Raw genomic sequence first — 26,438 nt, 5'->3', positions numbered from 1 at the left:
GACGTGTCACTGGGCGCCGCCCTGCCGGGCCCGGTCACGGCGCCGCAGGAACAACACCCCGCCGGCGACGGCGGCGACCCCCGCGGCGGCCGCCCATCCGACGACGTCCCCGGAACCGGTGGCGGCGAGGCCGCCGCCGGCCGGGGATGCGGACGCGGAGGCCGCCGTCCGGGGCCGGGCGCCGGATCCGGCGTCGGAGGCCGAGGCCGACGGCGTGGGCGTGGCGGCGGTGGTCACGCCCTTGTCCCGGGTGAACGCCAGCGTTCCGAAGCCCAGTTGGTCGTACCCGCCGCTGTTGGGCCCGTAGTCCCCGCCGCCCTCGGGCGCGGACTTGGCGGCGATCTGCGTGAGGTACGTGGCGGACAGCCCGCGCCGCTTGGTGTAGTGGTTGGCGATCATCGCCCAGACCGGGCGCATCTGCGCCGGGTCGGCGGGGGCGACCCGGGTGGGGGTCTGGATCCCCGGCCTGCGGTCCACCTGGGCGTAGGGGGTGTACGGCACATTTCCGCCCAGGCTCCACTTGGCCACGTACTGGGCGCCCTTGAGGAAGCGGTTGTCGTCGTAGCCGTACAGGTCGATGCCCTGGTTCCAGGCCATCTCGCAGACGATGCCCATCAGTCCGACGCCGAGCAGCGAGTGTCCCTGGTCGCGCCCGGCCTCCATCCACTCGGCGAGCCCGTCGTCGTGCACGATCGGGATGGCGTGCTTGATCGAGCCCATGCCGACTCCGTGCTTGAAGTACTCGGCGGCCTGCTCGACCTTGGCCCGGTCGTCGCAGAAGATGCCCGTGGCGAGCGCGCAGGCCATGTTGGACAGGTCCCAGTTGGGCCAGTAGTGGGGGGCGGGAGTGCCGTTGTGGCGGAGGAGGAAGCCCTCACTCACCGAGTAGAAGACGTCGACCAGCATCTTCTGGAACCGGCCGAGCTCGAAGTCGGGGTGGTCGCGGACGAGTTCTGCTGCGTTGGCCGCCTGGTACCCCTGTAGCCCGGCGAGCAGGAACCGGTCGGCGCTGCCGGAGACCTTCGTCAGCTTCGCCGACCAGGCGTTGAGGATCGCCACGGCGGTGTCGGCGTGGGCGCTGTCGCCGCCGACGTGGTAGCGCAGGGCGTTCTGGTACGCGGCGTGGATGTCGATGTAGAGGATCCCGTAGTTCTGCGGCCATGTGCTGCGGGGGCGCAGTTCCACGCCCCGGTACACGATGGCCTGCGGATTGGGCGTCCAGTCGCTCTGTGAATGCCGGTTGGCGGTCAGCTTCGCGTACCCGGCGGTGTAGGGGGAGGCACCGGCCTTCACTTTGGCGGCCATACGGGCGAGGTCGGCGCCGGTGTGGAGGAGTCCGGGATGCGCGAAGGCCCCGGTCGCGGCCACCGCGGGGGCGGTGACAGTGGTGAGGCCGACGGCTCCGGCTGCGGCGCCAGTGGCCTTGAGCACGGTCCGTCGGCTGATCTGTCGTGTCACATGCATGCCACGGAGACGGCCGGGACGGCGCCCGATAACGAAAAGTGACCGGGGCGGTCGTCGTGGAGCCCGCGCCGCGGGACTACGAAGCCGGACTCGGGCGGGCCCCGTTGACGGCCGCGTCGAACACCGGCCGGTACTCGCCCCACTGGGCATTGGGAGCGGAGAGGTAGATCACGTACTGCGTGCCGTCGGTGCCGGCGAAGGCCAGTTCGGCCGCGCGGTACGTGCGGGCCCTGCCGTCGAAGGTGAACTCCCAGTAGCCGGCGGGCCGGCCGCGGAAGGTGGTCTCGGTCATCCGGACGCGTTCGTAGCCGGGGTTGTCCCGCCGGGTCTGGTCCTCTTCCGTGTCGCGCCAGTGCCGCACGGGATCGCTGCCCGCGAACTGGACCACGTTGACCCGCAGGCCCACCAGGCCGGACTGGTCTATGTAGCCGACCTCGCCGCCGGGCAGCGTCTTACGGGTCCAGCCGTCCCGCACGGGAACGGAGATACCGGTGTCCGCCTTCACCAGGTGGTAGCCGGTGGGCACGGCGGGGACCGTGGGGCCCGTGCTCGGAGAAGGAGACGGCGTCGAGGCGGTCGCCCGCGAGGTGTGGCTGCCCTGTGCGTCCGCGCCGCCCTTGAACCACCACAGCGCGCCGCCCGCTCCACAGGCGGCGAGCGCGACCGCGGAGACCGTCAGCAGCGCCGTACGACGGCGGTTGCCGCCTCCCTTCCGGGCGGGAGTCCCGACCGTGCCGACGGGTTCCGGGCGCGTGGGCGGGTCGAGGGGTGCGGTTCGGGTGGCCGTCACATCGTCGAGGCGGCGTTCGACCTCGTGCACGTCCATGCGCCGTTCCGGCTCCTTGAGGAGCAGGCCCTCGATCACCGGGGCCAGGTCGCCGGCGTTGCGCAGGGGCTCGTAGGGATCGGTTGCAATGGCGTACGCGGTCTCGATGGGGGTGGCGCGCTGGAACGGGTGCCGGCCCTCGACCGCCTGGTACAGCGTCGCCCCCAGGGCCCACAGGTCGGCGGCGGGTCCGGGCCCGGTGCCCGAGGCCCTGAGCCGCTCGGGGGCCAGGTAGCGGATGGAGCCGATCAGCTCGCCGGACTTGGTGAGCGAGGAGGTGCCCGACTCCATGGCGATCCCGAAGTCGGTGAGGACGATCCGGCCGTCCTCGGCGAGCAGGACGTTGGCGGGCTTGACGTCCCGGTGCAGGACCCCGGCGTTGTGGGCGGCGCGCAGCGCGGCGGCCATGGCACGGCCGATCCGGGCGGCCTCGTGGGGCGGCAGCGCACCCCGGCGCTTGAGGACGTCGCTCAGCGTGGCGGAGGGGATGTACTCCATGACGATGCACGGCAGGCCCTCGTCGTCGACGACGTCGTGCACCACGATCACATTGGGATGGGTGATCCGGGCGGCACTGCGGGCCTCGCGCCGGGTGCGCTCGTGGAGCGTGCGGACCTCGTCCTCGTGCAGGTGCGGCGGGACGTGCAGCTTCTTCACGGCGACATGGCGGCCGAGCACCTTGTCCTCGGCACGCCACACGGTGCCCATGCCGCCGCTGCCCACCCGCTCGACCAGCAGATACCGGCCGGCGACGAGCCGCCCAAGATCCGACACCGTGTCTCCTTCTGATCCCCGTCCGAACTCCTTCCGCGCTTTCCGTTCGCGAATGAGGGAGATCGAACAGGCACGATAACGCATTCGGTCGAACGGGCGGGGCGGCCGCTCGGTCAGGGGCTTTCGGCCGCTGCGTTCAGGCGCTCCAGCAGTTCCAGCAGCGTCACCCGGTCCGGGTCGGACAGCGGTGCGAAGCACTCGGCCAGCACCTTCTCCGCCACCTTGTGGCCGGCCTTCAGGACCCGTTCGCCCGCCGGTGTGAGGTGGTGCTCCATGCGGCGGCCGCGACCGGGGCGGCGCTCGACCAGGTCCTGTGCGGTCAGCCGGCCCACCAGCGTGCCGAAGGCCTGCTCGGTCTGGAAGGTGGCCGCGGCCAGTTCGCGTGCCGAAGCGCCGGGCGTACGGCTGATCGCGCGGAGCGCGTCCCACTGGGCGAGCGTCGAGCCGACCGCCGCCAGGGCGCTGTCCAGGGCGCGGTGCTGGCGGTACTGGGCCTGTTTGACCGCCCGGCCGAGAAGTTGCAGGTCAGCATGCATGAAGGGAGTCTACCCGAAAACTAAGCTAGCTTATATAAACATCTTTAGTTAGACTCCCGGTCATGCCTACACATCACAGCTCCGCGCCCGCAGATCACAGCTCCGACCGTCCCGTCCTCGTCCTCCACGGTGGCGGAGGCCCCGCCACCGTCGCCGGGATAGCCCGGCACCTGTCCCCTGCCGCCCGCGTCCTCGCCCCCGTCCACCCCGGCTGGGACGGCACCCCGCGCCCCGACTGGTGCACCGGCGTCGACGACCTCGCCCTCTCCTACCTCCACCTCCTCCAGGACCGCGACCTGCACGACGTCCTGGTCGTCGGCTCCTCCCTCGGCGGCTGGGTCGCGGCCGAGATGGCCGTACGGGACACCGCCGGGCGCATCAGCGACCTGGTGCTGATCGACGCCGTCGGTGTGCAAATCGAGTCCGAGCCGATCGCCGACTACTTCGCCCTCGACCCCCGCACCGCGGCGGAACTCTCCTGGCACGACCCGGACCGCTACTACATCGACCCGGCCTCGCTGCCCGCCGACCAACTCGCCGTACGCCAGGCCAACATGGCCACCATGCGCACCCTCGCAGGCGACCCGTACATGCACGACCCGAAGCTGCTGCACCGGCTGGGGCGTGTACGGACGCCCGCACTTCTCGTATGGGGCGAGAGCGACCGCATCGTGACCCCCGCCTACGGGGCCGCCTATGCCGCCGCCTTCGGCAACGGCCGGCTCGAGGTCGTCCCCAAGGCCGGGCACCTGCCGCACATCGAGCAGCCGGAGGCCACGCTCGGCCTCATCGACGAGCATCTCCGGCGGACGGCGTCATGACGCCGAGGGACGGCATGACGCCGAGGGACGGCATGACGCCGAGGGACGGCATGACGCCGAGGGACCAGGTCGTCCCATGCAGGAGGTGAAGGAGGCGCCAAGATCCGCTCAACCTCCCTTGGCCTGCGGGGAGTTCATGGCAGGATCCGCCCCCATGGAATTCTCCGAGGTGGTCCGTCGTCGCCGTATGATCCGGCACTACTCCGACAAACCCCTGGCGCCCGAGGTGATCGAGCGCATCCTCGCCTCCGCACTCCGAGCACCCTCGGCCGGCTTCTCCCAGGGCTGGGCTTTCCTCGCCCTGACCGACCCCGCCGACCGCGCCCGCTTCTGGCCGTTCGTGCCGACCCGCGTCGAGAAGACGCCGACCATGCAGGACGCCCCGCTGATCGTCCTACCCCTCGCCCACAAAGCCGCCTACCTGGAGCGTTACGCCGAACCCGACAAGGGCTGGGAGGACCGCGCCGAGGCCCGCTGGCCCGCCCCGTACTGGCACATCGACACGGGCATGGCGGCCCTCCTCATGCTGCTGACCGCGGTCGACGAAGGCCTCGGCGCCTGCTTCTTCGGCATCATGCCCGAACATCTGCAGCCGTTCCGCGAGGAGTTCGGGATCCCTGAGGAGTACGCCCCCATCGGCGGGATCACGGTCGGCCACCGCGCCGACGACGTGCCCCCGCAGAGCGGTCGCGTCAAGGAACGACGACGGGGCGCGGACGACGTCGTGCACCGGGGGCAGTGGGGGCGGCACGCCTAGACACGATCGAGCCCGGCGGTGGACCACCCCCCCGGCTCAGTCGTGTCCAGGGTGACGCGCCAGTCGCCCCAAAGCGCCCAGCGCCGGGCTCGGACAGGAGGGGGCGGCTCCTCGAAGCCGCCCCGGTTCCGCCAGGAGGCCGCTGCCGGCGGGCTGTCAGCGCTGTCAGGGGTGGCCGCCGCAGCCGCAGCCCGTCATGGTCGCCCCCTCCTGGGGCGGCGGGGTCTGCGCGGCGGCCTCTTCCACCGCCGCGAGCAGCCGGCGGCGTTCCTCGGGCGGGATCCACCTGCCGTCGACGACCACGCCGTGGATACGGCGGGTGTTGCGGATGTCGCGCATCGGGTCGGCGTCGAGGACGAGCAGATCGGCGGCCTGTCCGCGCGCCAGGGTGCCGACGTCGGGCAGGCCGAGGGTGCGGGCCGCGTCCCGCGTGGCCGAGCGCAGCGCCTCAGCCGGAGTGAGCCCGGCCGCCACGAGCAGCGCCAGCTCGTCGTGGAGGGCGAAGCCCGGGACGAGGTATCCCGTGCCGGTGTCGGTGCCCGCCGCCAGCCGTACGCCCGCGCCGTGCAGCTCGCTCACCAGCCGGAGCCGGTGCGCGAAGATCCGCCGGATCTGCCGAGCCTGCTCGGGGGTGCGCCCACCCGTCAGGGCCGTCAGCTGGTCCGGCCAGCTCTCCACCTGCCAGGCGGGCAGGTACTTCCACTCCTCGGCCCGGGACGGAACGTCGTCGGGCAGCTCCAGCGTGCGGTGCACGCTCAGCGTGGGGACGACCGCGGTCCCGTGCGCCGCCAGGCTCCGGAAGAGGGCGTCCGCCCGGCCCCGGTCGTAACCCTGCACCGCGCGCCATTCGAGGGGATGCACCTGCTGGAACCAGCTGTGGTAGCGGGACAGGCTGCTGGGGTCGCGCGGGTCGATCCGTACGGCGGCCAGTAGGCGCCGTAACTCCTTCTCGTGCCGTGAGGTCGCGAGGAGCAGGGCGTGCAGGTGCTCGATGGTGCGGTGGCCGGCGGCGCTCGCCTCCGCGATCCGTACGGTGTCGGGGCAGTGCCCCAGGTGGGGGATGCCCTGGCGCCGGGCCTCGTCCGCGAGGGCGAAGTAGGCCTCGCGGGACAGGCGGGAGTACGCCTTGACGAAGTCCGCGCCCTCGCGCTTGACCTGCCGTACGGCGCGCCGGGCGTCGGCGGCGTCGTGCACCTCGATGGTCGGGCCCACGTCGGCCGCCCACAGCGAGGGCGCGCCGTCGACGATGGGGCTGCCGATGACCCAGCGGGGGCCGAGCAGTGCACCGCTGCGGATCTTCTCGCGCCACTCGTGGTGGACCGGCTGGCCCCGCATCTCCCGGACCGTGGTGACGCCGGTGAGGGCGTACAGCGCCGGGATCACCGTCTCCGGGCCGTCGCTGTGGGTGTGTGCCTCGATCAGTCCCGGGATCAGATACTTGCCGGTCAGGTCGACCGTTCGGGTGCCCGGGCGGAGCCGGGTCCGTGCACTCGGGGCGAGTCCGGTGATACGGCCGCCCTCGACGACGACCGTCATGTCGGAGGCCGGAGGTGCTCCCGATCCGTCGATCACGGTGGCGTGGGTGAACGCCAACGGGCCGGTACCGGCACCGTTTCCGTCCCTCGCCCGGGCCGCCCGTGCCGTGCCGGCGACCGCCGTGCCCGCCAGAACCGTACCCGCCACGGCGCCGGCCCCGGCGAGTAAGCCGCGTCGCCCTATCCCACGTCGTGCCCCAACTGCCCCTTCGGACATGCTGTTTCCCCCTCCTGCCAGTGAACCCGTCGGCTGCGTCCGCCGACCCCCACGACGATGGCGGAGACGGGGTGAATGGACAGTGGGGCCAGGGGGTGCATGTGGGGGTGTTGCTGGGTCCACCGAGGGGATGTCGGCTCCCTGGAGCCGGACCTCGCGAGGTGGCGACGGGCCCAAGGAAGCGGACGCCTCGCGCGTCAGTCGGTCACCTGTAGATGCGCGTCAACGCTGTGCGCGTCACCGCTGTCCGCGCCCAGGCCCGCGAGCAGGCGCAGCCCGTCCGCGGCGGGGCTGCCGGGTTCCGCGGACAGCACCAGCAGCTCCAAACCCGACTCGTCCGGCAGTGCGAAGTTCTCCTGGTGCAGTTCCAGCACTCCGACCAGCGGGTGCCGGTACGCCTTGCGTCCATGGGTGCGGGCGCGCACGTCCGCGCGGGCCCACAGGCGGCGGAAGCGCTCGCTGCCCATCGCCAACTCGCCGATGAGCGAGGCCAGTCGGGAGTCCTCCGGATATTTGCCGGCGGCCAGGCGCAGATGCCCGACCACGTCGAGGGTGCACTGCTCCCAGTCCGCGTACAGGCCGCGCTCGGCCTCCTCGAGGAAGATGTGCCGCGCGGTGTTCAGGCCCGGCATCGGCCGGCCGTAGAGGAGCCCGGCGAGGCGGTTCCCCGCGAGCACGTCCAGGCGGTGGTTCATGATCAGTGCGGGTGCGTCGGCGACCAGGTCGAGGACCCGTAGCAGCTCCGGCCGGATCCGCCCGCCCGGCGCCTTGGCGCGGCGGCGGCGCTGGCGGGCGAGCCGGTACAGATGCCCGCGTTCGGTCTCGTCGAGGCCGAGTACGCGGGCGAGCGCGTCGAGAACCTGCTCGGAGGGCTGGGTCGCGCGGCCCTGCTCCAGGCGTACGTAGTAGTCGACGCTGACTCCGGACAGGTGCGCGACCTCCTCGCGGCGCAGCCCTTCGACCCGGCGGCGGCTGTCGGTGGGGATACCGGCGGCGGCCGGGTCGACCCGGGAACGCCGGGTCCGCAGGAAGCCCGCAAGATCGTCCATGCCCCCAGTATGGCCTCGGAGTTGCCCGTGAGGGTGGTCCTGCCGATACCAGGAAGTCCAGTCCGACGGAAGAGGAGCCCCTGAACGCCGGGCGCCGCGGCGCCCAGGATCGAAGGCACCCGATCCGAAGGAGTTCCCATGAAGACGCTGATCGTCTACGCCCACCCGGAGCCGAAGTCGCTCAACAGCTCGCTGAAGAACCTCGCGGTGTCCACATTGGAGACCGCCGGGCACGAGGTACGGGTGAGCGATCTGTACGCGATGAACTGGAAGGCGGTAGTGGACGCCGCGGACTACGGCCCCCACGCCTCAAGTCCGCTGAAGGTCGCGCTCGACTCGGGCCGGGCCTTCGACGCGGGAACGCTCACCCCGGACGCACGCGCCGAGCAGGAGAAGCTGCTGTGGGCCGACACGATCATCTTCCAGTTCCCGCTGTGGTGGTACACGATGCCCGCGATCCTCAAGGGCTGGGTGGACCGGGTGTTCACCTACCACTTCGCGTACGGCGTCGGCGAGCACAGCGGCACCAGGTACGGCGAGCGCTTCGGCGAAGGCACCCTCGCCGGCAGGAAGGCCCTGCTGTCGGTGACCGCCGGCGGCCCGGAGTCGCACTACTCCGCCCGCGGCATCAACGGCCCCATCGACGACCTCCTCTTCCCGATCCACCACGGCATCCTCTACTACCCGGGCATCGAGGTGCTGCCGCCGTTCGTGCTGTACGGCGCCGACCGCATGACGGGCGAGGACTACCCGGACGTCGCCAAGGCATGGGAGCAGCGCCTGCTCACCCTGGAGTCGACCGAACCGATCCCCTTCCGGCGGCAGAACTTCGGTGACTACGAGATCCCCTCGCTGCAACTGAAGGAGGGACTGGAGCCCGCGGGCCGAACAGGGTTCGGGCTGCATGTGCGGGGTTGACCGCCGACCCGACACCTGTCACGGCCGATCCCGCTCACCGGCCCTGTACCTCCTGCTTCATGGTGCCGGCGCGACCCTGGTAAGCGCCTTGCTGAATCTGCGCGGGGATGTCGATCCAGGCAGGCTCTGTTCGACGCACGGGTGAGAGAAGGCCATCAACACGAGAGGTGAAGGCCATGCCCAAGGTCCGCGTACACAACGTGACGATCTCCCTCGACGGCTTCGCGGCCGGCGCGAACCAGCGACTGGACGCCCCCTTCGGTGACGGCGTCGGCTGGGGTGACGAACTGCATGGCTGGTTCGTCTCCGCGATGGAAGATGCCGCCGCGGGCAAGACCGGAATCGATGTCGACTACTTCACCCGCGGCGATCAGAACATCGGCGCCACGATCATGGGACGGAACATGTTCGGGCCGCAGCGCGGACCCTGGCAGGACGAGTCCTGGAAGGGCTGGTGGGGCGACAACCCGCCCTACCACCACGACGTTTTCGTACACACCCACCATCTGCGCCCGTCGCTGGAGATGGCCGGCGGAACGACCTTCCACTTCACCGACGAGCCGCTGGAGACGGTGCTCCAGCGCGCGTTCGACGCCGCGGGCGGCAAAGACGTCCGGATCGGCGGCGGCGCGGCGGTCATCCAGCAGTATCTGCGCGCCAGGCTGATCGACGAACTCCACCTCGCGATCGCGCCGATGCTCATCGGACGCGGGGAGCGCCTGCTCGACAATCTGGGCGACGGGATCGACGGCTACCGGGTGTCCGAACTGGTCGGCTCGCCGACCGTCACGCATGCGGTGCTGGTGCGCCGCTGAGGCGGGGGGGCAGGGTTCGCGGGTGGGTGTGCCGCCGCGAGCCTCGACGACCGGGAGCCGGCGTCAAGCGATCAATGCGGCTGTTCAGCGCGTCGATCAACGTACCGTCGACGTCAAACAGGACATCTGTCCGGAGGCGGGCTGCGCGTGTAGTTGCGTAGGCAGACACAAGCGCACGCCGGGCCCGTTTCTGCGATTCACCCCTGATACGCCCGGAACGGCACGGCGTTCTCCAGAGCAAGTTCGCGCCACGCGAGGTACTTGCCGATGTCCGGATCCCGGATCAGCTCTCGATTGATCTGTGTTCCGTCCTGGCGATAGTTGAGGTGTACGACGGTCGTCTCGTCGAACATCCAGAAGTCCTGTTCCGGCAACCCGGGATTCGGCCGCTCGGTCACATCGAGGATTCGGTAGTCCTCCCCGGCCTCGACATTTCCGGGGATGCCCCACGCGAACAGATAGCGGCTGTACGGCGTGAGCGGGCGCCGAACGACCTTTGCGCGGGTCATCGTCCGCCCCGACGAGACGTTGACCCGGATGGTCTGGTGCCACGTCTTGTTGAAGTCCGTCGGCATCGGTTCCCCGGAGCGGAAGGCGCGGAACGTCTCGGCCTCGCCGGGCATCGTGTACGTCTGGTGCACTTCGAGCCGGAACGCGGACCGCTTGAAATCGCGGAAGTACGTCTTCCAATCGTCGCCGTCCAGGTAAACGGGCTCGGAGCCGGTCTCGGGCATGTGCAGCCTCCTCAGAGTGAATGCGTGCAGTCGGCGCGGGGCGTCAGCTCGATCCGGCCGGTCATCAGGACGTCGTGGTTGGCGAACAGCGCGTCGAGGGCGAAGCGTCGGCGGATGTACGCCGTCCAGGTCGCGTCCGGCAGATCGTCGAAGGCGCTGATCATCCGGGCGCGGCCGGCCTGGGTGAGGATCCACCGGGCCTGGTCCCCGTCGGTAGTACGCCCGCCGAGGTCTCGCGCGAGCTGCCACAACTCGTCGCCGTCGTGACCGAGTTCGTCGCCGTCTTCGCGGACGACGGTGACGAGTCCGATGTCGCCCAGGCCGCGCTCGTCACTGGACTGGGTCGTGTAGGCGACGGTGAGCTTTTCGAGCGGGAAGACTGTCACGCGACTGGTCGCGGTCAGCTCGGTCAGGGGCACGGGCAGGCTCCGATCTGGCGCAGGGGCAGCGGGCGGGCCGACCTGGGGAAGGCCGGCCAGCCCTGTCGAGGAGTGGTCAGGGGAGCGCGCTCAGCAGCAGGGGCCGTCGCCGCAGCAGGCGGGAGGGTTGCAGTCGGCCGCCGTACCCCACAGCCGTTCGTCGACCTCGAAGCCGGCCGCGCGGATCTTCCCGACGACGTCCGTCATCAGGCCGCGGGTGCGGGTCTTGCTGTTCGGCTGGTGGTGCAGGAAGTAACCGAACTGTTCCTGGCACCAGTTGGCGTACCAGTCGGTGTGCAGGATGAGCGTGTGCCAGCCGGGGTCGACCTGCTGGGAGGGGGCCATGGTGGCGCCCTGGCCGGTGGAGCCCATGACGTGGACCAGGGCGAGGGCCTGGTCCATGACGCGGTCGGCGACGCTGCGTTCGAGGTTGTACTCGTCGGCGCAGACGGCGAGCATGTCGAAGTCGAGGTCGGTGACGAGGGACCGGCCGGTGCGGGTTGCGGTGGCGACGGTGGTGGTCATCGAGTCGCCCCCCTTCGCGCACTGATTCGGGCACGGCAGGGTTGTGTAGAGCACGAATTCACCTCACAGTGGGTGGACCTTCGGGTAACCCTCTCCCTGAGTGCCGAATGCCTGTCGAAGCTCGGGGAGAGGGATTTTGCGCTCGCGGCCGAACGAGTGCGCGTGTGACCGCTTCCGGTACGGCAGCGAAATTCCATAAGAGCCGCGGTCAGGCAGTGGCGTGCAGCGCCAGCTTTCGTCGGCCATTGGCGACAAGGGACCGCACAGCTCCGGGGCGGCAGAGATCACCGTCGTATCGCGGCGGCACTGCCCAGTAGGTTCCGGGCGGTTCTCGACGGTCGATGCGCGGGACACCGAGGTAGGTGCCCGTACCCAGGCAGGGCGCATCCTCGTTCTGTTCCATCTGCTGGATCACGCCCGCACCCCAATTGATCAGGGCGTAGTACGTGGCTCCTGTGGACCGGTGATCGTGAATGACGGGACCTTGCAGCAATGAGCCCAGGGCGGAGGCCACCTGGCCGGCGTCTTCGCTGCCGACGGCCGCGTTCACCAGTTCACCCGGCAGACGAACCGCGGCGAACAGGTCGCCGAGCGGGAGTAACGCCACCCCTTGGTTCGACCACTCCGTACGAGCCCGCTGTGGTACCGGATGCGCTCGGGCGAGCCACTCAGAGATCAGTCTGTCCATGTCTGTCGGCGCCAGCACCATCGCTCCCTCGGTTGAGTGCGTTGTTCACGCTCATGAGGAAACCCGAAGTGACCCGTCGGCCATGAGGACAGATTTTGGGGAGTTACCCGCCGACGACCGGACAGTTTTACCGAGCGGCGGTTGCCGGTAGGACTACCGTCGAGGGACCAGCCAGGCGAGGGAGCACCTGTGGCCGCCAAGAGGAACACCAGGCTCGAAGCCCTGTTGGCCGAGTTCGGCTACACCCACGAGGGACTCGCTGAGGCGGTGAACAGCGCAGCGGAAGATCTCTTCGGCAGCCCCGTGAACTGCACTGATCGTCATGTGCGCAGGTGGATCGCCGGGGACGTGCAGTGGCCGTGGTCGCGCTACCTGGCACCCCTCCAGCAGGTCTTCGGCCGAAGCCCGCACGAGATGGGCTTCATTCCGCGCAAGTCCTCACGCATCCCGTCGCAGCCGACGCGGCCGCGGCATGGGGTGGCACAACAGGCCTTGGGGCGAAGGGAGTTCATCGCGATTGGCCTGGCAGCAACCCTCGGCCTGGATCTCATCCCGACGGTCGGTCGGCTCGGTACCAGCGATGTCGATCGCATCCGCGACATCGTTCCTACGCTGTACAAGTACGACCATGCCTTGGGCGGCGGCGCCCTGCACGATGTCGCCTCGGAAGCCCTGCGTCGTGTTCAAGATGCCGTCAACCGCTGCACTTACGGAGAACGGGTGGAGCGACTGTTGTACTCGGCCATGGGAGATCTGGCTGCCTCCGCCGGATGGTTCGCCTATGACGCCGGTCGGCAGGCGGACGCGGCCAATCTGTACAACGAGGCACTGCAAGCAGGCATGCTCTCTGGAGACGGGATGCTTCAGGCTCGGGTCTGGTCCAACCTTGCGATGCAGGCTCGGCTCCTCAACCGAGACAGGGAGGCCCTGCGCATTGGGCGTGCGGCCGTCGAAACTCGGCAGGCGAAGAACGATGCATGGCTGATGGCGTTGCTTCACTGCCGCCAGGCTGTCGGTCATGCTCGAACCGGCGACCGTACGCGTGCCCAGCGCTCGCTCGCCCGAGCTGAGACGGCATATGAGCGAACGCAGGGCCAACCCGTTGCCTGGCTCTCGTTCCTCACCCCCGCGGAGTTGATGGGCCTTGCGGGTGCCGCCCACCACGCCCTCGGGCAGTACCGGCGAGCGGAGGAACTCACCTGCTCGGCACTCCAAATGCTCGAACCGCGCTTCGAACGCAACCGGGTCTACTACACCGTCCAACACGCCCAGGCGCTCCTCGACGACGGGAATGTCGAGCACGCAGCTGCACAGGCCGGCGAAGCGGTCGCTCTTGCGGGACGCGTTCAAAGCGAGCGGGTCCAGGGCAAGCTCGGTGATCTGCGGCGGCACCTCCAGCGCCATGCTCGGGTCCCGGCCGCCGCGGATTTCCTGGAACGGACTCGAGAGACGGGAGCGTGAAATGGAAGGGTTGCGACTGGAACGCAGGGACGCGGTAGGCCTCCGCGACATCCGACAGCAGCTCCTCGACGTGTATGCCGAGATCTACAAGGAGCGGCTGGGCGAAGAATTCCACAGCGTCGAGCGATTCGACGAACGGCTCGGCTGGAACGCTGAGGTTCCCGGATTCGCCGCGGTTGTCGGCTACGTCGATGACACCCCCATCGGTTACGCGTACGGATGCACGTTGCAGGAAACGACGCGATGGTGGAACGGGCTTCAAACCCCAGTGCCCGACGGGGCCACCATGGAGAACGGTTCACGCACCTTGGCGCTTTCAGAGCTCATGGTTGTCGAGAAAGTGCGTGGTACTGGTATTGCGCAACAAATCCACGATGCTTTGCTCAGTGGCCGCCCTGAGGAACGGGTCACACTCCTTGTCGAGCGGGACCGCCCCAAGGTCCGCGCGCTCTACGAGTCGTGGGGCTACGAGTGGTTCGGGGAAGTACAGCCCTTCCCTGATTCGCCGTTGTACGACGCGTTGGTGCTCCGGCGCGGGGCTGGATGAGACCGAACTGCATGGCCGACTGATCGGCGACCGCCAGCACATCGAGGCGTTGAACTGCGGATCGAGCAAGCCCAAACGCTCGTCTGCGCCCAGCGATCTGCAAACAAGGGGCGGTCACGGCGAGAGGTCTCGCAAACCTTCTCCGATGGGTTCCGTGGATGAGCCCAATGCGAACCATTGGAGCTTGGTACTCGAGTCCACCACCTCCCAGCTGAAGTGCAGAGGTTTTTCGGTTTTTAGCATCTCGTAGTAACGATCGAAGTCAGCATCCGTGGCATAACACGACACGATCCGACTGTCGTAGAATTCGCCGATGTCGTTCGGGCTCCAGAGGTCGCGAAAGAAGTAGACAACCGCGGAGATCTTGGGGTGGTCCAAGGCGATCGTCAGAAATCCGTTCTGTCCTCCCACCCCTCTGAACTGCGTGCAGGAGACCGAATAGTTTTTGACCTGCAATGTCGGCATACGCCTCGGCCCTTCCCTCGGCTGGCAGTAAAGGTCGCCTGATCGTGAGACTGACATGCCGGGTCGCGGGCAGCACCTCGACGCATCCGTTCCGGTGACCGCTGCGCATACCCGCCTTTGCAGTCAAGGACCTTGCTGAGCGGGCGCTGACGAGACCGTCCAGCCCAGAAGCTCCCAACCCGGCGTGCGGATCTCTGGCAAGACGGTGCCCTGGCATGGGTGGTCCGGCCCGATCGGTGGCCTGTCACCGGTTCAGGTACGTCAAGTAGCCAAGAGGCAATGGCTAGTTGGCTTGGCAAGCGCCACCGTTGGAAGCTCCATCGCCTGAACTGGAGCTCCAGGCGCGCACGCACGGTGCAGTACGGCCCGGTCAGCCGCGCAAGTAGGCGTACACCGCTGAAGCAATGGCGGTGCCAAGAGGGATGGGCACGGCATTGCCGATCTGTCGGGCGATGTCGGTCTTCGAACCGCACCAGCGGAAGTCGAGCGGGAAGCCCTGAATGCGGGCAGCCTCGTAGTGGGTGATCGGACGAGGCGCGGTGGGGTGGAGGTAGCGGCCCTTCTCCGGCTTGAAGAACTCGGTCCGGATCGTCACCGAGGGCTCGCCCAGGCGAAGTCGACCCATGACATCGCCGGTACCGGTGTTGTGGTTGTCCCAACTCTCGGTCGAGAGGTAGGTCACCTGTGTCTTCACACCTGCGGGCTTCGAAGTGTCGAAGATTCGAATCTCTCCGTCCCCGTCCACCGTGTACCACTTGCCGCTCAGGTCTTTGCGGTTACCACCCTTGGGGATGGCTCGATAGCGGGCCATTGAGAGCAGCTCCGGATTCCGGCCGAAGTGCAGGTCGGTGGTTGCGAACACTCCCGGGAGGACGGAATCCACGTCAACGATGTATTCCTTGCCGTCCGGAAGCTCGGTGCCTCGGAGTTCGAGCAATTCCGATTCGTCGAATACGCCATCGACTGCCTTCCAGTACGAAGGCTCCACGTCGACGCCGGCGAGGGGCTGACTCGGGATGCCGATGCTGCGCTTTGGCCGTCGAAAATGAGTTGTAGTGGGGTAATTCAACGTTCGGCCATTTTCGATGTCCTTGCGGACGCCGATCACGATGGCCCGGCGGCGTGCTTGAACCGCACCGTAGTCGGCCGCATTGAGGAGGTAGCGCTTGTGCCTGTTCTCCTCTGTTTCCCCTGGCTCATGACCGGGGGGATCGATCAGCCGGTATTCGGACAGCCGGCCGCCCTCTTCCACTTCGCTGAGAAGGTTGCGGAACTCGTCCGATTTGAGGAAACGGTCGACATTTTCAATTACGAAGACCTTCGGGCGAATTCTGCCAACAATGCGAACGTATTCCTCCCAAAGGCGGTTCCGTTCAGCGCCCTTCTTGTGACGGTTGAGGGCCGAGAAGCCTTGGCAGGGAGGCCCTCCCACTACGACGTCCGAGTGGAGGGCTTCCTCTGTAGGCTTCCAGTCCTCGATGTCCTCGAGATGTACCCGCGCAGCAGGAAGTCCGTTGCCTGAATTGTGACTTCCGAAGTTCACCGCATAGGTCGCCGCGGCAGCGAGGTCGTGTTCGACTGCCGCGACGCTGCGGAAGACGGGCCCGCTCTCCTCGTCCCCCTTCGGGCGAAACTCATGAAACCCCTGGGTGAAGCCCCCGCATCCAGAAAAAAGATCAAGGACGGTGATGGGCTCGGGTGCGAGTGGGCGGGGCGTGCTCATGAGGCGATCTTAGCCGCGCAGGGCGGCCGAGATGGCCCGTCCGACGGCGGTTGCAAGGGGCGGTGGCATGGCGTGTCCGATCTGTCGATACTTGGATGTCTTGCCACCGAAGAAGCTCCATTCCTCTGGGATCGACTGGATCAGCGCAGCCTGTTCGACGGTCAACTTGGGTTGGCCGTCCGCAGGGAAGTCCGTCCCTGGAGGTTCATCACCGAGGCTGTTGCCGTTCACGCCGAGGGCGGCCCATGCCTTCTTGGTGCCCGTGGGACCGAGGTCGGCGCCTCCTCGACGATCGGAGCCGCCGACAAGGGCGGGTGCGATGCGGTCGGCCCCCTTGATCCAGCGTTCGGCGCCGAGCCATCCGTGAGCGGACATGGAGGGGCCCAGGACCTGGCCGACGGACGGTGGTGGCGACTTGTCCGGCTCTGGCCAGGAGAACCGGGAGAAGTAGGGATCCTGCAGGGCGACGAGGAAGCCGCTGCTGCGGTTCTGCGGTACACCGAAGTCTGACGCATTTAGAACTCGCCAACTCCACTTGTAACCGGCAGTCCTGAGTTCGACTTCGATCCACGTACGGTCGGAGGCGAAGTCTGGGCTCTCGACGAGGTCCGGAACGTTCTCCAACAGCACTGCTTTCGGGTTGATTGCGCGTACCAGACCTATCGCAGCTCTGAGAACTCCGCGCTCTTCCATGTCTTCGGCTCGGCCGACACTGGCGGGAGACTTCACGCGGGGGAGCCCACCGCTGACCAAGTCGACACCCAGAGTCTCCGGACGCTCACTCGGATGGAATTGGGCGACGTCCATGCAGATAACGTCCCACTCCGGCCGATTCAGGTCGATCGTGAAGCAGGCATCCGCTTTGCTGTCGATGAGCAGGACGGGATCGAACCCGGCTCGTTCCAGCCCGAGGGCCTGCGCTCCTGCCCCGGCGCAGATCTCGACCGAGCGGAATCGACGAGGCTGGGCCGTTTTCACCGGAGCAGCCTTGAGCGTTGATGCCCCTTCTTCGGCGGACGCCAACGTGGACGACTGGCGCTGAGCGTCGACGGACTCCGCCGCGACGGCGCGCAATTCTTGGTCCAAGGCCTGCTCCTCGATCCCGTCGAAGAGCACGAACGGCGCGAGCCGCAACAGCCTCTTGAGAAAGTCACGCAAGGTATCGCGTTCGTTCAGGCCGGTCAGATCAAGGTCCTGCCACACGCGGAGGATGGCGCGGACCATGTGAGGACTTCCGCCGAGCGCTGCCCGGCGGGCGTAGATCTGATCGAATGCGGCTTCGCCGAGAATCTTGAGGGCGCCGTACGGTTCCAGGTCGTCCGACGACCGCACGAGTTGGGCTCGCCACCACAGCCGGCCGAAGACATGCCGGGTGAGGTCTGTGCCCAGAACACGGTCCTTGGGCGGCAGGGGGTAGCGCCAGAAGGCGACATCCGGGAGCAGGACGAGTGCCAGAAAGGCCCAGACATCCCGTGAGGCGGCTTCGGCGGGCACCATGCCCATCTCAGCGTGGAGCAGAGCAGCGAGCCGGAGGTCGAAGTCGGCATTTCCGGCGCGATCGGAGTCGTCGGGGAACCCTGCATCCTTGGCGAGGTCGACGACGCCTGCACGCAGTTCTTTGAGCTGAGCCGCAGAGACGCGATCACCACCTGTGGCCACGTAGACCGCCGAATCGTGCGAGACGGCCATCCGGCCTGTCAGTTCCGCGACAGACAGATGCCTGTACTCCTCGAAGAGCGGCTTCGCCTGTTCGGACAGCAAGCGCGGGTACAGGAAGCTCATCACGACACCTCGAAGATCTTGACCGCCGCCTGCAGATCTGAGGCGAACAGAGCCGGTGACTGCCGTTGGCGCAGACGGATGTCGTTGATTGGCTGACCGGGAAAGAGCTGGTCGAACAGGCTCAACATGGTGGCGCCCAACGAGCCCTCAGGAAAGTCGGAGTCCTCGGCGAAGTCGTCGTTGCTCAACGCGTGTTCAACCATGATCCGGGCAGCGTCCGCGTATACGGCGGAGAGCACGATCCGATCCACCGGGCGTGGTTTTCCCGCATTCTCGAATGCGGTGGCTGTGACCGTGTTCCTCTCGTTGACGAGAAGGAGCAGGGAGCCCATCGTTGCGCTCTCCAGGCTTCCACTGATCTGCAGGTGCCAGGCTGCGTGGTCGGGAAAGGAGGTCCGGGCGAAGTCGATCACGGCCATGGGGAACTGTGGAGCGTCCCCCTGCAGACGTAGGAAATTGCGGTCACTCCACAATACGGAGCCTGCTCGGCGAGGCGACGAGGGGCGGGCATCATTCCGGCGCTCGGCCAGTACAAGCGCGGTGTCGAGCATGAGCAGACCGCCCAGGTCTGCGCCCCGCAGCCGGAACTCGAGCTCGACGGCGCTCGTGCCGCCGTCCGTCAGACGTATGTGCTGAGCTGGTCCACTCAGGTTGGATCCGGTGGCTGTCCATACGGCCGCGAGCGTGAGTGCCGCATCGGTTGGGAGACCGGATTGCGCCCGTGCCCGGTCCAGGTCGACACGTACGGTCCTGCGGAGATGCAGGTCCATCTGGTAGTCCCAGTCAGGAAGGGCCTCGGGCAGTGCAATCTCGCCGTCCGGGGTCACCAGCAACCATGCCTCTGAGGTGACAACGTCCTCAGACGGGACGCGATATGGAAGGACGCGACGGGTCACGAGGTCTTCACCGCCTCGACCTTGATGCCGATTTCGGTCATGGTGTCGGGGGCCGGCCTTACAAGAGCCCGCCAGACGGCTTCGCCGCCCTCGATCACGTGTGGCTCGGACGCGTACAGGCGACCGCTGTCGTCCTCCCAACCGATGAGCTCAGGCATGCTCGCCCCGATGGGTGGGTCCGTCTCACGTCCGCCGGTACCGGGAAGAGTCACTGCCAGGTCGATCCGGACTTGCTGGGGCCCGGAAACGGGCAGGCGAAACTCCTGGACCAGTACGGAGTCGTCGCCGTGGTCGTCGTAGTAGGGCTCGCCGACGTACTGCACTCGCGGACGTCGCCGTGGCGTGATTGTTCCGGCGGTGCCGGGTACGTCGGGGAGCGACTCGGTGCCCATGCCGAATCCGTTCGGGCCGGCCGGCCCGTCGTCCGTGTGTCGATCATCCATGGACGGGGTTGGGAGGGGGCGGCCCGGCGTTGAACGTGGCGTCCTCTCCTCCACGACGTCTGACTTCGACCCACGTGTGGTGGTGCTGCCGGGCTTGGCGTAGGCCGTCGCTCCACCAATGCCCCAGGCTCCCCCCACCAACCCGGAAAAAAGGGAACTTGCAGCGCCCAGGGCGATGTTGCTGGCTCCGGTGCGGGCGACGCCACCGAGGGACAGCAGGGCATCCAGAGCTTCGTTGATGCGCCGGAACGTGGTGTGCACGAATGTGCTCTCGGGCCTTACCAGCGACTGCGGATTCCAGGCGTCGTGTGTGGGCGGTTCCGCCTTGGCGTAGACCTCGTCCATCGCCTCGTCAGCTCGAAAGACTCCGGCATATCCCTGATTCACGCTCGGAGGCTTCGGCCCGGGCTGGTAAGTGACGACGAGCTCCGCCGGTCGCATCAGACACACGTGATGGACGATGTCCTCGATGTCGAGCATGAGTGAGGCCCGCGTCGGCTCCAACGGCGGCATGATCCGTTTCACGAGTCCGAGACGCCCGAGATACTGCTTGGGCTTCAAGCAGTGCAGGGCACTGCCGTCCGGGCCGGTCATCACCTCGTATGCGTCGACGAACATGTTGAGAGGGCGAGTCTCCCGCGGGTCCGGTACGGGGTATTCGACCCCGTCACAGGCCACGGCGAACCTCATGGCGGGCGAGTTGCCGCCGACGGAGATCATCTTTGGCCACAGATGCCAGGTGATCGTCTCCGCCAAATAGGCGGCTGCTTCCGGCGGCGAGAGTTCGTCCAGGTCCGGGTCGATGACGACGACGGTGGTTCCCGTCTCCTCGGGACCGAAAGGCCTGAGCCCCAGCCGCTGAGCCGTTGTCTCAGCTTCTCGCCCGACGAGGGGTTCGACTACCTCTCCCGATGCGTCGCCCCACCAATGGCGACCGGTGTAGCGGCGATCCGCTCCGGCCTCGTCGGCCACGTAGCTCTTCCAGAGCGTGCAGCCGATGAGCCGTGTCTCGTGGCCTCCCTGTGCTGTGCGACAGCGGGAGTGCACAAGCACCGTTCCGGACTTGGACAGCAGATAGAAGATGCCCTTGCCGAAGCCGTAGGTGCCACCGCCGAGTTCGGTGTCGCGTGGTTCACCGATGTTGCGGATGAAAGAGACGAAGTCTCGGTCGGGGCCCACTGCGTCGTCTGCGCGAGTGGGTCCTCCAAGCCCTCGGGTGCCGCGGTCGGAGACAGCCAGGACTTGGACCGGCCCGCGCTTCAGAGCGTCACTCAAAGGAAAGGCGCCCGAACGCGCAGGCGCGCCGTTGAGCAGCAGCTCTCTCCATGCGCCGGTGTGAGCCGGACCGACCGTCCACATGTCGATGCGGTAGTCCACAGGTGACGAGGACTGCGTGATGCGGGCGTCCCAGCTGTTCTGGGCGGATTCCCGCACGAGGATGGTGAGCAGGTCGAGTTCCGGACGCCCGAGCTGGTTGCGGATTCCCTCGGCGGCGCTTGCGCCTTCCGGGGGGTAAGGCTGTGAGAACCAGCGGGGCTCCGTCATGCAGACTCCTGGATCATGCTCGCGATCAGTTGAGGTATCTGGGCGGATGGGATGGGAGCAGGGGTCTCGCCGGACACGTCGATGGTGTACTCGACGTCCAGGATCGAAACAGGTATTCCGGCCTTGACGAGTTCCTGTGATGTCAGGCCGGGAAAGTTTGGGTCAACCTGGTACCACCGCTCTTCGCTGATCACGAAACGCATGTCGTGATAGCGACCGGAGTCCGTGGGTCGATAGCCGACGGCTGCGAGTAGATCGAGGAGTGCTGCTTCGTCGTCACAGAGCCGAAGCGCCTGGTCGACCAAATCTGTGAACGCGATGCCTGCACCGTTCCGAGACGCGCGTTGCAGGCGGAACCAGGCGAGGCAGAGGGTCCCGTCCGTCGGTGGTTCAAGTTGGTCCAGCCCGTGGATCCGCGGCCTCCGCCCTTCGCCGGCAGTGGTGGCCTTCACTTCGACGGCGGTGGCGCCCGTTGTGAAGTCGTGCCGATACCCTTCTGGGCCGTGCCAGAGCCGGTGAGCGCTCGGGTCTTTCTCAAGGAGCCGACCGAGCACTACCAATTCACCGAAGAGTCCCGCAATTTGTTCAGGTCCGAGCGGCGCACCTTGTGCCTGGAAAAGGGCCTTCCATCGGTCGAGAACACGGTAGAGAGCCTTGACCGGGTTCTCCTGCAGTTCTTCGACTTCGCCCAGGACGTCGACGCACAGCTCCGTGAACAGATCATTGAGGTCGGTGCGCAGACAGGCGAGATCGGCGTAGGTTTGGTAGGTCTCTTCGTCCTCCAGAGCCCGCTTGATCAAGCGGAGTACGGGTCCGTCCAGACCTGGTCGCACTTTGCGGTGGGCATGAATAGGAACCAGGAAGTGGCGATGACCACTGTGGTCGACGGCCACTGCGAGTGGCCCGCCGGCGCCGGCCACGGGCAATTGCGAGACCCTCAGGCTTCGTTCGCCTGTGGTCGGCTCGGCGTTGAGCGCGGTCCACCGATCGTCTATGAGCTTGCGAAGCGCATCCTCGTTCATGCGTCCTCGCTGTCGAGAGCGCTGTAGTCCTCGTCCTCGATCCGTACATTGGACAGGTCGGCGGAGATGTAGTTCTCCACAGTGCTGTCTGTGTCCCAGGGCTCGGGGAAGACCAAGCCGACGCCGATCACGTGATCTTCTGCATTCAGAGGCGCACGCAGCTTCTTCGACGGGCTTGGCTCGGACACCTTGTCGATCGGGTACAGAACCAGCAGGCCCGTGTCTGGAAGTTTCTTGCGACGCACGTCCATGATGCCTTTTTCGGTCAGCTTTCCGGTGTCGCCGTCCAGATCCACTGCGGCATCGCGACGGCTCATGAGCGTCTTGATGTCCGCGAAGTCCGGATCGGGGTTGGTGACGGCGAGACGGGCACGAGAATTACGCCCGACAGCCACGTTGGGGGCGAAGGTGAAGTCGTCTCCCTTGCCCCTGGGATTTCCGACGATCGCGACGTTCCACCGCCTCAGCGAGCCGGCAGCCGAGACTCGCTTCCGGATGTAGCCGACGATCAGGTCGGCGTCGTTCTCCGGGGACTTCTCGTGGAACTTGTAGGTCTCCAGAAAGTCGATCACCACGTCGTGCGGCACATCACGGAAGACATATCGGCCCTCTGACGCGCGGTCCTCCAGCTTGACGGCGTTCGCAACAGAGGAAGCCACCAGTTTGCGGGCGGCGTCGATGTTCCCCCGCAGCCACTCCGCGTTGGTGTGGAAGTAGTGAGTCTGGACGCGCTTACCGCCGTAGGACGCAGCCGCTTTGACGGCACCGCGCATCTTGGCGGCTGCAGTCACACGCAGCGCAGGGTGCGTACGCAGACGCACTGCGAAGGTGAGAGGCGTCTCGTCCTCGGTCATGTAGATGTCGATGTCGCGACGCATCTCTGTCTCGACAGTTGCCAGATGACGGAACCACTCGGCCAACTCGTCGGTCATCCAGATACGGGGCAAGTCGGCGTAGCCACCCCGGAAGCCGAACCAGCGCCCCATCTGCAGCAGAGTGTCGTACGCGGAAACGGCGCGGACGAAGTAGCTGACCGACAGGCCCTCGAGCGTCAGACCTCGCGAGAGGGTGTTGCCACCCACGGCTATCGCCACGACGGGCCCGTTCTCGTAGTCGAGACGGTCCTCACTGCTGGAGTTGTCCATGATGACGCGGCAGTTGTCGAGAACTCGCGGTAGTTCCGGTATCAGATGCTCGAACGGCACCTTTGTCTCGCCGAAGTCCTCGGCCGGGACACGGGCGGTCTCCTCCTCCCAGAGGTCACGCAGGCGGGAGAGGAACTTGGGATCTGCCAGGGAACGCGCCGACCGGTCACGCAGATGCTTCAGCGGCCTTCCGAAGCTGTTGTGCACGGATGTGTTGACGCTCGTGTGAATCAGCATCGTGCTGTGCGGGTTGCCGGTGCCGCGTACGTGCCTGGCGGCAGTGACCAGCCAGAAGTACTCGATCGCCCTGCGTAGCGTGTCGGTGATGACAGGTTCGAAGCCTTCCACGTCGGCTCTCGTCCCAGGGCGCACGCAGGGTATGTCCTCGTCGGGGACCGACCTGATCATGTCGTAACCGTCGTCGACCTGCTCCGGGTCCTCGCCGTCGAGGGCGTAACGCCCGAAGAGAACCTCGGTGCCGAAGTGTCCTTGCGGCTTGGGCAGATTGACCACGAAGTGCTCGGGATACAGGTCTTTGGCGCTGGGATCGATCAGCAGGTTCGCGAAGGGCGAGGCCGTGTAGCCGACGTACGCACACTTGGGCAGCGAACTCATGATGTCGAGGATGAGCGGATTGATCGATTTCGTTGCCACGGTGGCCTGGTCGGCCTCGTCGTCGATGATCAGTGCAGGGCAGTCCTCGAGGTAGTCGGACGCCTTCTCGAGCCAGCGAGCGAGTTTGCGCAGTACCGTCGCGTTCTTCTTCACCACGCAAAGCACGCGGGTCTTGTTGCTCTTTCCGAAGTAGGAGGCCGGGTTCTCCTGCGGCGTGAAGTCCTTGTCCAATCCCGTGAGTTGGGACCACATCGAGGGGTTCGGCTCGACGAGTTGCTGCACGAGGCGCGCCTGGGTCTGGCGGCGAAGACCATTGTGGATGCCCGCAAGGACGATGAACAGCTTGTACCCGCGGTCGGCGGCCTTGGCCATGACCGAGGTGAAGTTGGTCGTCTTTCCGGACTGCACATAGCCGACGACGAGGCCTCGGGTGGAGAATTCCTTCTCCTTCGGATGGTTCAGCAGCGAGACGACGCGAGTGGAGGAGTCGTCGAGACTGCTGATCGCAGGGTCCTGAGGCCAGCCGTCCTTGCGAAGGAGATCGACGACTGCCGGCCAGCACTTGTCCTTCGGCTGAGGGCCCGTGTACCAGGTGTCGCGGTTGTCCATGACCACCGCGTGCGGTTCATCCATCTCTCGAATGCGTATGGTCCCCTGCTCATGTCGCTCACGAATCCGTTCGACGTTCTCCGGACTGACGCCAAGCTGCTCCAGCCGCTTGACCGCTTCCGAAGGGGTGAACAAGTCCAAGAGAGCCTTGAACGTTTCATACATACCGTCGAATTCGTCGGACATGAGGGTCGACCGTTCCCCGTTCCTGCTCGCCGGGGCCGGCCACCCACAGGTCCTGCCCGACTCTGTGGATGACTCCGTGAACGGCACAGGGGTGTGGGCGAGCGTCGGCCCGCCACTGTCATATGACTTCTACACACTATTGGGTGGGATAGTCACGCATACAGGAAACGGCTGCAGTGATTGTCTGTCGCGCCGAGGAGATGTCGAAGCTCGTCGGTGCAGTGGCCGATCCAGGCGCCTGCGGCAAGGTCCCGAGCAGTCGGAATGGGTCGCCTTGTCCTGCTTTATGGGCCCTCGCGGAGTGCCCGCCGAGACGCGACAGCGACTGCGATTTGGCGCGCGACATCCTCGGCGGACTCGTGCTCCCAGAATCTCAGGACCGTCCAGCCCGCAGCACGTAGATGATCTGTCGTCTCGCGGTCACGAGCCATGTTCTTGTCGAGCTTGGCACGCCACCACTCCGCGTTCGCCTTGGGGTGGGTCGCGTGCTGCGGACAGCCGTGCCAGAAACAGCCGTCCAAGAAGATCGCGATCTTGACCTTGCCGAAGACGATGTCGATCGTGCGACGCGGTGCACCGGGCACGGGCACGTTCACCCGATAACGCAGACCCGCCGCGTGCAAGAGCCGTCTAACGGCAACCTCAGGGGCCGTATCGCGCGAGCCCTGTCGGCTCATACGAGCGGAGACGGCAGCGGAGGACGGAACAGCATCTGGCACATGAGCATTGTGCCGCAGCGGCCGAGATGCTCGTGCCTGGCCGGCTTCGTGGCAGGTGAGGCGGATCAGGGTTGGATTGGCGACTGGCGGGCGGGTCTCATCCACCGCCAGCCGCTGATGCGTGACGGGTGTCTTACGCCCCGTGGCACCCTTCATAAACCCGCCCCGACCCACACCAACACCCAGCCCCCCGCTGCGGCGGCCACTCCACAGCCCGCCCCCGGGCCGCCAGCGTCGTCGCATACTGCGGCAACAGCTCCGCCTCCCCCGGCGAAGTCATCTCCGAAGCCGCGAAGGCCTCGTAAGAAGGGACCGTCCCCGTGACGATCCCAAGGTTCGGAGTTCCGCTCGCCGCAAGCTCGCGCAGCGACCCCTCTATCGTCGCCAGGTGCTCCTCATGGGAGGGGTACTCCGCGGCCAGACTCGGGTATGCCTCCACCAGTTCCGACAGTTCCCCCGCCGGCCAGTGCAGTACCGCCACCGGGAACGGACGGGACAGCGCCTCGCGGTACGTCCCCAACTCCGCCCGCAGGCGCGAGATCTCCGCTGCCAGTTCCGCCGGGTTGTCCGAGCCCAGCGACCACACCCGTTTCGGGTCGTGGAGCTCGTCCAGCGGGACCGGGGACGAGTGGAGCAGGTCCGCAATGGTGTCCCACTCGTCGTGGGCGACGCCCAGCATCCTGCGCACGCGGTGGCGGCCGAACAGCAGCGGATGCGTCGAGTACGGAGGCTCCTCCACATCCGTCAGGAGCACACGCGCCCCCTCCGTGAAGGTCTCCTCAGCCGCTTCCAGCTCGTCGTGGGCCTCCAGGGACTCCGCCACGATGACCCAGGGGGCCGGGTCGCGCGGGGCTGCTGCCCGGACGCCGTCGATGATCGCTCGGGCCTCGGCCTCGTGGCCGTACTCCCACAGGTTGGAGGCCTTGAGGGCGCGTACCAGGTACGGGTTCTCCAGGCCCGCCTGGGACGACAGCAGGCGGTCGTAGAGCGTGGTCGCGGCGGGGCGGTCGCCGGCCAGTTCCAGGTGGGCCGCGGCCTGGAGGAGCAGGGCCTCGGCGTCCTCCGGGTACAGGCCGGCGGTTCGCTCCAGGCGGGCCGCTTCGGCGGTGTGGTCGACGTTCTCGGCAGGCGTGTCGGGGCGCATGAGGGAAACCGTACTGCCCATCCGTGGCGAAGAAGAGGTATGTGCTGGTCAAAGGGTG

24 protein-coding genes are annotated in these 26,438 nt (G+C 67.1%); 6 read left to right on the top strand and 18 right to left on the bottom strand.

Annotated elements, in window-relative coordinates; all coding sequences use genetic code 11:
• Positions 1-6 precede the first annotated feature (6 nt).
• The 3 genes from ABT254_RS28635 to ABT254_RS28625 form a co-directional block, all read right to left on the bottom strand.
• The gene (locus ABT254_RS28635) at positions 7-1,464 is read right to left on the bottom strand and encodes an alginate lyase family protein (RefSeq protein WP_351475964.1); all 1,458 of its coding nucleotides are present in this window, start codon (positions 1,462-1,464) and stop codon (positions 7-9) included.
• A 76-nt stretch (positions 1,465-1,540) separates the two neighbouring features.
• Positions 1,541-3,064, bottom strand: coding sequence for a serine/threonine-protein kinase (locus tag ABT254_RS28630; RefSeq protein WP_351475961.1), 1,524 nt, complete (start codon positions 3,062-3,064; stop codon positions 1,541-1,543).
• 113 nt (positions 3,065-3,177) lie between these two features.
• Positions 3,178-3,600: a MarR family winged helix-turn-helix transcriptional regulator gene (locus tag ABT254_RS28625; RefSeq protein ID WP_351475958.1), complete on the bottom strand. Its 423-nt coding sequence runs from the start codon at positions 3,598-3,600 to the stop codon at positions 3,178-3,180.
• Between the two features lie 62 nt (positions 3,601-3,662).
• Here ABT254_RS28625 and ABT254_RS28620 point away from each other — a divergent pair, with 62 nt between their 5' ends.
• Both ABT254_RS28620 and ABT254_RS28615 read left to right on the top strand, forming a co-directional pair.
• Complete coding sequence (locus ABT254_RS28620; RefSeq protein WP_351475955.1) at positions 3,663-4,421, top strand: alpha/beta fold hydrolase; 759 nt, start codon at positions 3,663-3,665, stop codon at positions 4,419-4,421.
• 154 nt (positions 4,422-4,575) lie between these two features.
• Complete coding sequence (locus tag ABT254_RS28615) at positions 4,576-5,178, top strand: nitroreductase family protein (protein ID WP_351475952.1); 603 nt, start codon at positions 4,576-4,578, stop codon at positions 5,176-5,178.
• A 165-nt stretch (positions 5,179-5,343) separates the two neighbouring features.
• Here the strand turns inward: ABT254_RS28615 and ABT254_RS28610 are convergent, their stop codons facing one another.
• Positions 5,344-6,861, bottom strand: coding sequence for an amidohydrolase family protein (locus tag ABT254_RS28610; RefSeq protein ID WP_351475949.1), 1,518 nt, complete (start codon positions 6,859-6,861; stop codon positions 5,344-5,346).
• 266 nt (positions 6,862-7,127) lie between these two features.
• A complete protein-coding gene (locus ABT254_RS28605; protein ID WP_351475946.1) occupies positions 7,128-7,979 on the bottom strand; it encodes a helix-turn-helix transcriptional regulator in 852 nt (283 codons plus the stop codon).
• 138 nt (positions 7,980-8,117) lie between these two features.
• On the opposite strand from ABT254_RS28605, the gene ABT254_RS28600 reads away from it, so the two are divergent.
• Entirely contained in the window at positions 8,118-8,897 is a 780-nt protein-coding gene (locus tag ABT254_RS28600) for an NAD(P)H-dependent oxidoreductase (protein WP_351475943.1), read from the top strand.
• A gap of 176 nt (positions 8,898-9,073) precedes the next feature.
• Positions 9,074-9,712 carry a dihydrofolate reductase family protein gene (locus ABT254_RS28595; protein WP_351475940.1) on the top strand — a complete coding sequence of 213 codons (639 nt, stop codon included), beginning with the start codon at positions 9,074-9,076 and terminating at the stop codon, positions 9,710-9,712.
• 197 nt (positions 9,713-9,909) lie between these two features.
• Here the strand turns inward: ABT254_RS28595 and ABT254_RS28590 are convergent, their stop codons facing one another.
• The 4 genes from ABT254_RS28590 to ABT254_RS28575 form a co-directional block, all read right to left on the bottom strand.
• Positions 9,910-10,446 carry a DUF6879 family protein gene (locus ABT254_RS28590; protein WP_351475937.1) on the bottom strand — a complete coding sequence of 179 codons (537 nt, stop codon included), beginning with the start codon at positions 10,444-10,446 and terminating at the stop codon, positions 9,910-9,912.
• An 11-nt stretch (positions 10,447-10,457) separates the two neighbouring features.
• Positions 10,458-10,865 carry a hypothetical protein gene (locus ABT254_RS28585; protein WP_351475934.1) on the bottom strand — a complete coding sequence of 136 codons (408 nt, stop codon included), beginning with the start codon at positions 10,863-10,865 and terminating at the stop codon, positions 10,458-10,460.
• Between the two features lie 90 nt (positions 10,866-10,955).
• Positions 10,956-11,390: a UCP032817 domain-containing protein gene (locus tag ABT254_RS28580; RefSeq protein WP_351475931.1), complete on the bottom strand. Its 435-nt coding sequence runs from the start codon at positions 11,388-11,390 to the stop codon at positions 10,956-10,958.
• Between the two features lie 208 nt (positions 11,391-11,598).
• Positions 11,599-12,099: a hypothetical protein gene (locus tag ABT254_RS28575; RefSeq protein ID WP_351475928.1), complete on the bottom strand. Its 501-nt coding sequence runs from the start codon at positions 12,097-12,099 to the stop codon at positions 11,599-11,601.
• Positions 12,100-12,267: 168 nt separating this feature from the next.
• Between ABT254_RS28575 and ABT254_RS28570 the strand changes: the two genes are divergently transcribed.
• Together ABT254_RS28570 and ABT254_RS28565 are read left to right on the top strand one after the other, a co-directional pair.
• On the top strand, positions 12,268-13,539 hold the full coding sequence (locus ABT254_RS28570) for an NsdA family TPR-like regulatory protein (protein WP_351475925.1): 1,272 nt from the start codon (positions 12,268-12,270) through the stop codon (positions 13,537-13,539).
• A gap of 1 nt (position 13,540) precedes the next feature.
• A complete protein-coding gene (locus ABT254_RS28565) occupies positions 13,541-14,086 on the top strand; it encodes a GNAT family N-acetyltransferase (RefSeq protein WP_351475922.1) in 546 nt (181 codons plus the stop codon).
• A gap of 114 nt (positions 14,087-14,200) precedes the next feature.
• Here ABT254_RS28565 and ABT254_RS28560 read toward each other — a convergent pair whose 3' ends face one another.
• The 9 genes from ABT254_RS28560 to ABT254_RS28520 form a co-directional block, all read right to left on the bottom strand.
• Positions 14,201-14,551, bottom strand: a complete 351-nt coding sequence (locus ABT254_RS28560; RefSeq protein ID WP_351475919.1) for a hypothetical protein — start codon at positions 14,549-14,551, stop codon at positions 14,201-14,203.
• Between the two features lie 370 nt (positions 14,552-14,921).
• The gene (locus tag ABT254_RS28555; protein WP_351475916.1) at positions 14,922-16,274 is read right to left on the bottom strand and encodes a DNA cytosine methyltransferase; all 1,353 of its coding nucleotides are present in this window, start codon (positions 16,272-16,274) and stop codon (positions 14,922-14,924) included.
• 9 nt (positions 16,275-16,283) lie between these two features.
• The gene (locus ABT254_RS28550) at positions 16,284-18,056 is read right to left on the bottom strand and encodes a DNA cytosine methyltransferase (protein ID WP_351475913.1); all 1,773 of its coding nucleotides are present in this window, start codon (positions 18,054-18,056) and stop codon (positions 16,284-16,286) included.
• Entirely contained in the window at positions 18,056-18,883 is an 828-nt protein-coding gene (locus tag ABT254_RS28545) for a hypothetical protein (protein ID WP_351475910.1), read from the bottom strand. The genes ABT254_RS28550 and ABT254_RS28545 overlap by 1 nt, the downstream gene beginning before the upstream one ends.
• 65 nt (positions 18,884-18,948) lie before the next feature.
• A complete protein-coding gene (locus ABT254_RS28540) occupies positions 18,949-20,940 on the bottom strand; it encodes a hypothetical protein (RefSeq protein ID WP_351475907.1) in 1,992 nt (663 codons plus the stop codon).
• Positions 20,937-21,962 (bottom strand): PD-(D/E)XK motif protein, encoded by a 1,026-nt coding sequence (locus tag ABT254_RS28535; RefSeq protein WP_351475904.1) that lies wholly within the window; start codon positions 21,960-21,962, stop codon positions 20,937-20,939. The genes ABT254_RS28540 and ABT254_RS28535 overlap by 4 nt, the downstream gene beginning before the upstream one ends.
• Positions 21,959-24,517, bottom strand: a complete 2,559-nt coding sequence (locus tag ABT254_RS28530; protein ID WP_351475901.1) for a Z1 domain-containing protein — start codon at positions 24,515-24,517, stop codon at positions 21,959-21,961. The genes ABT254_RS28535 and ABT254_RS28530 overlap by 4 nt, the downstream gene beginning before the upstream one ends.
• Before the next feature lie 284 nt (positions 24,518-24,801).
• The gene (locus tag ABT254_RS28525) at positions 24,802-25,194 is read right to left on the bottom strand and encodes a very short patch repair endonuclease (RefSeq protein ID WP_502972065.1); all 393 of its coding nucleotides are present in this window, start codon (positions 25,192-25,194) and stop codon (positions 24,802-24,804) included.
• A 175-nt stretch (positions 25,195-25,369) separates the two neighbouring features.
• On the bottom strand, positions 25,370-26,380 hold the full coding sequence (locus ABT254_RS28520) for an SEC-C domain-containing protein (protein ID WP_351475898.1): 1,011 nt from the start codon (positions 26,378-26,380) through the stop codon (positions 25,370-25,372).
• Positions 26,381-26,438: the final 58 nt, after the last annotated feature.

The organism is Streptomyces sp. NPDC001137 (genome assembly GCF_040298885.1).
In the GTDB taxonomy this organism is placed as follows: Bacteria; Actinomycetota; Actinomycetes; order Streptomycetales; family Streptomycetaceae; genus Streptomyces.
Note: the sequence above shows the minus strand (reverse complement) of the source record. Positions and strands in the feature narration are given on the sequence as shown.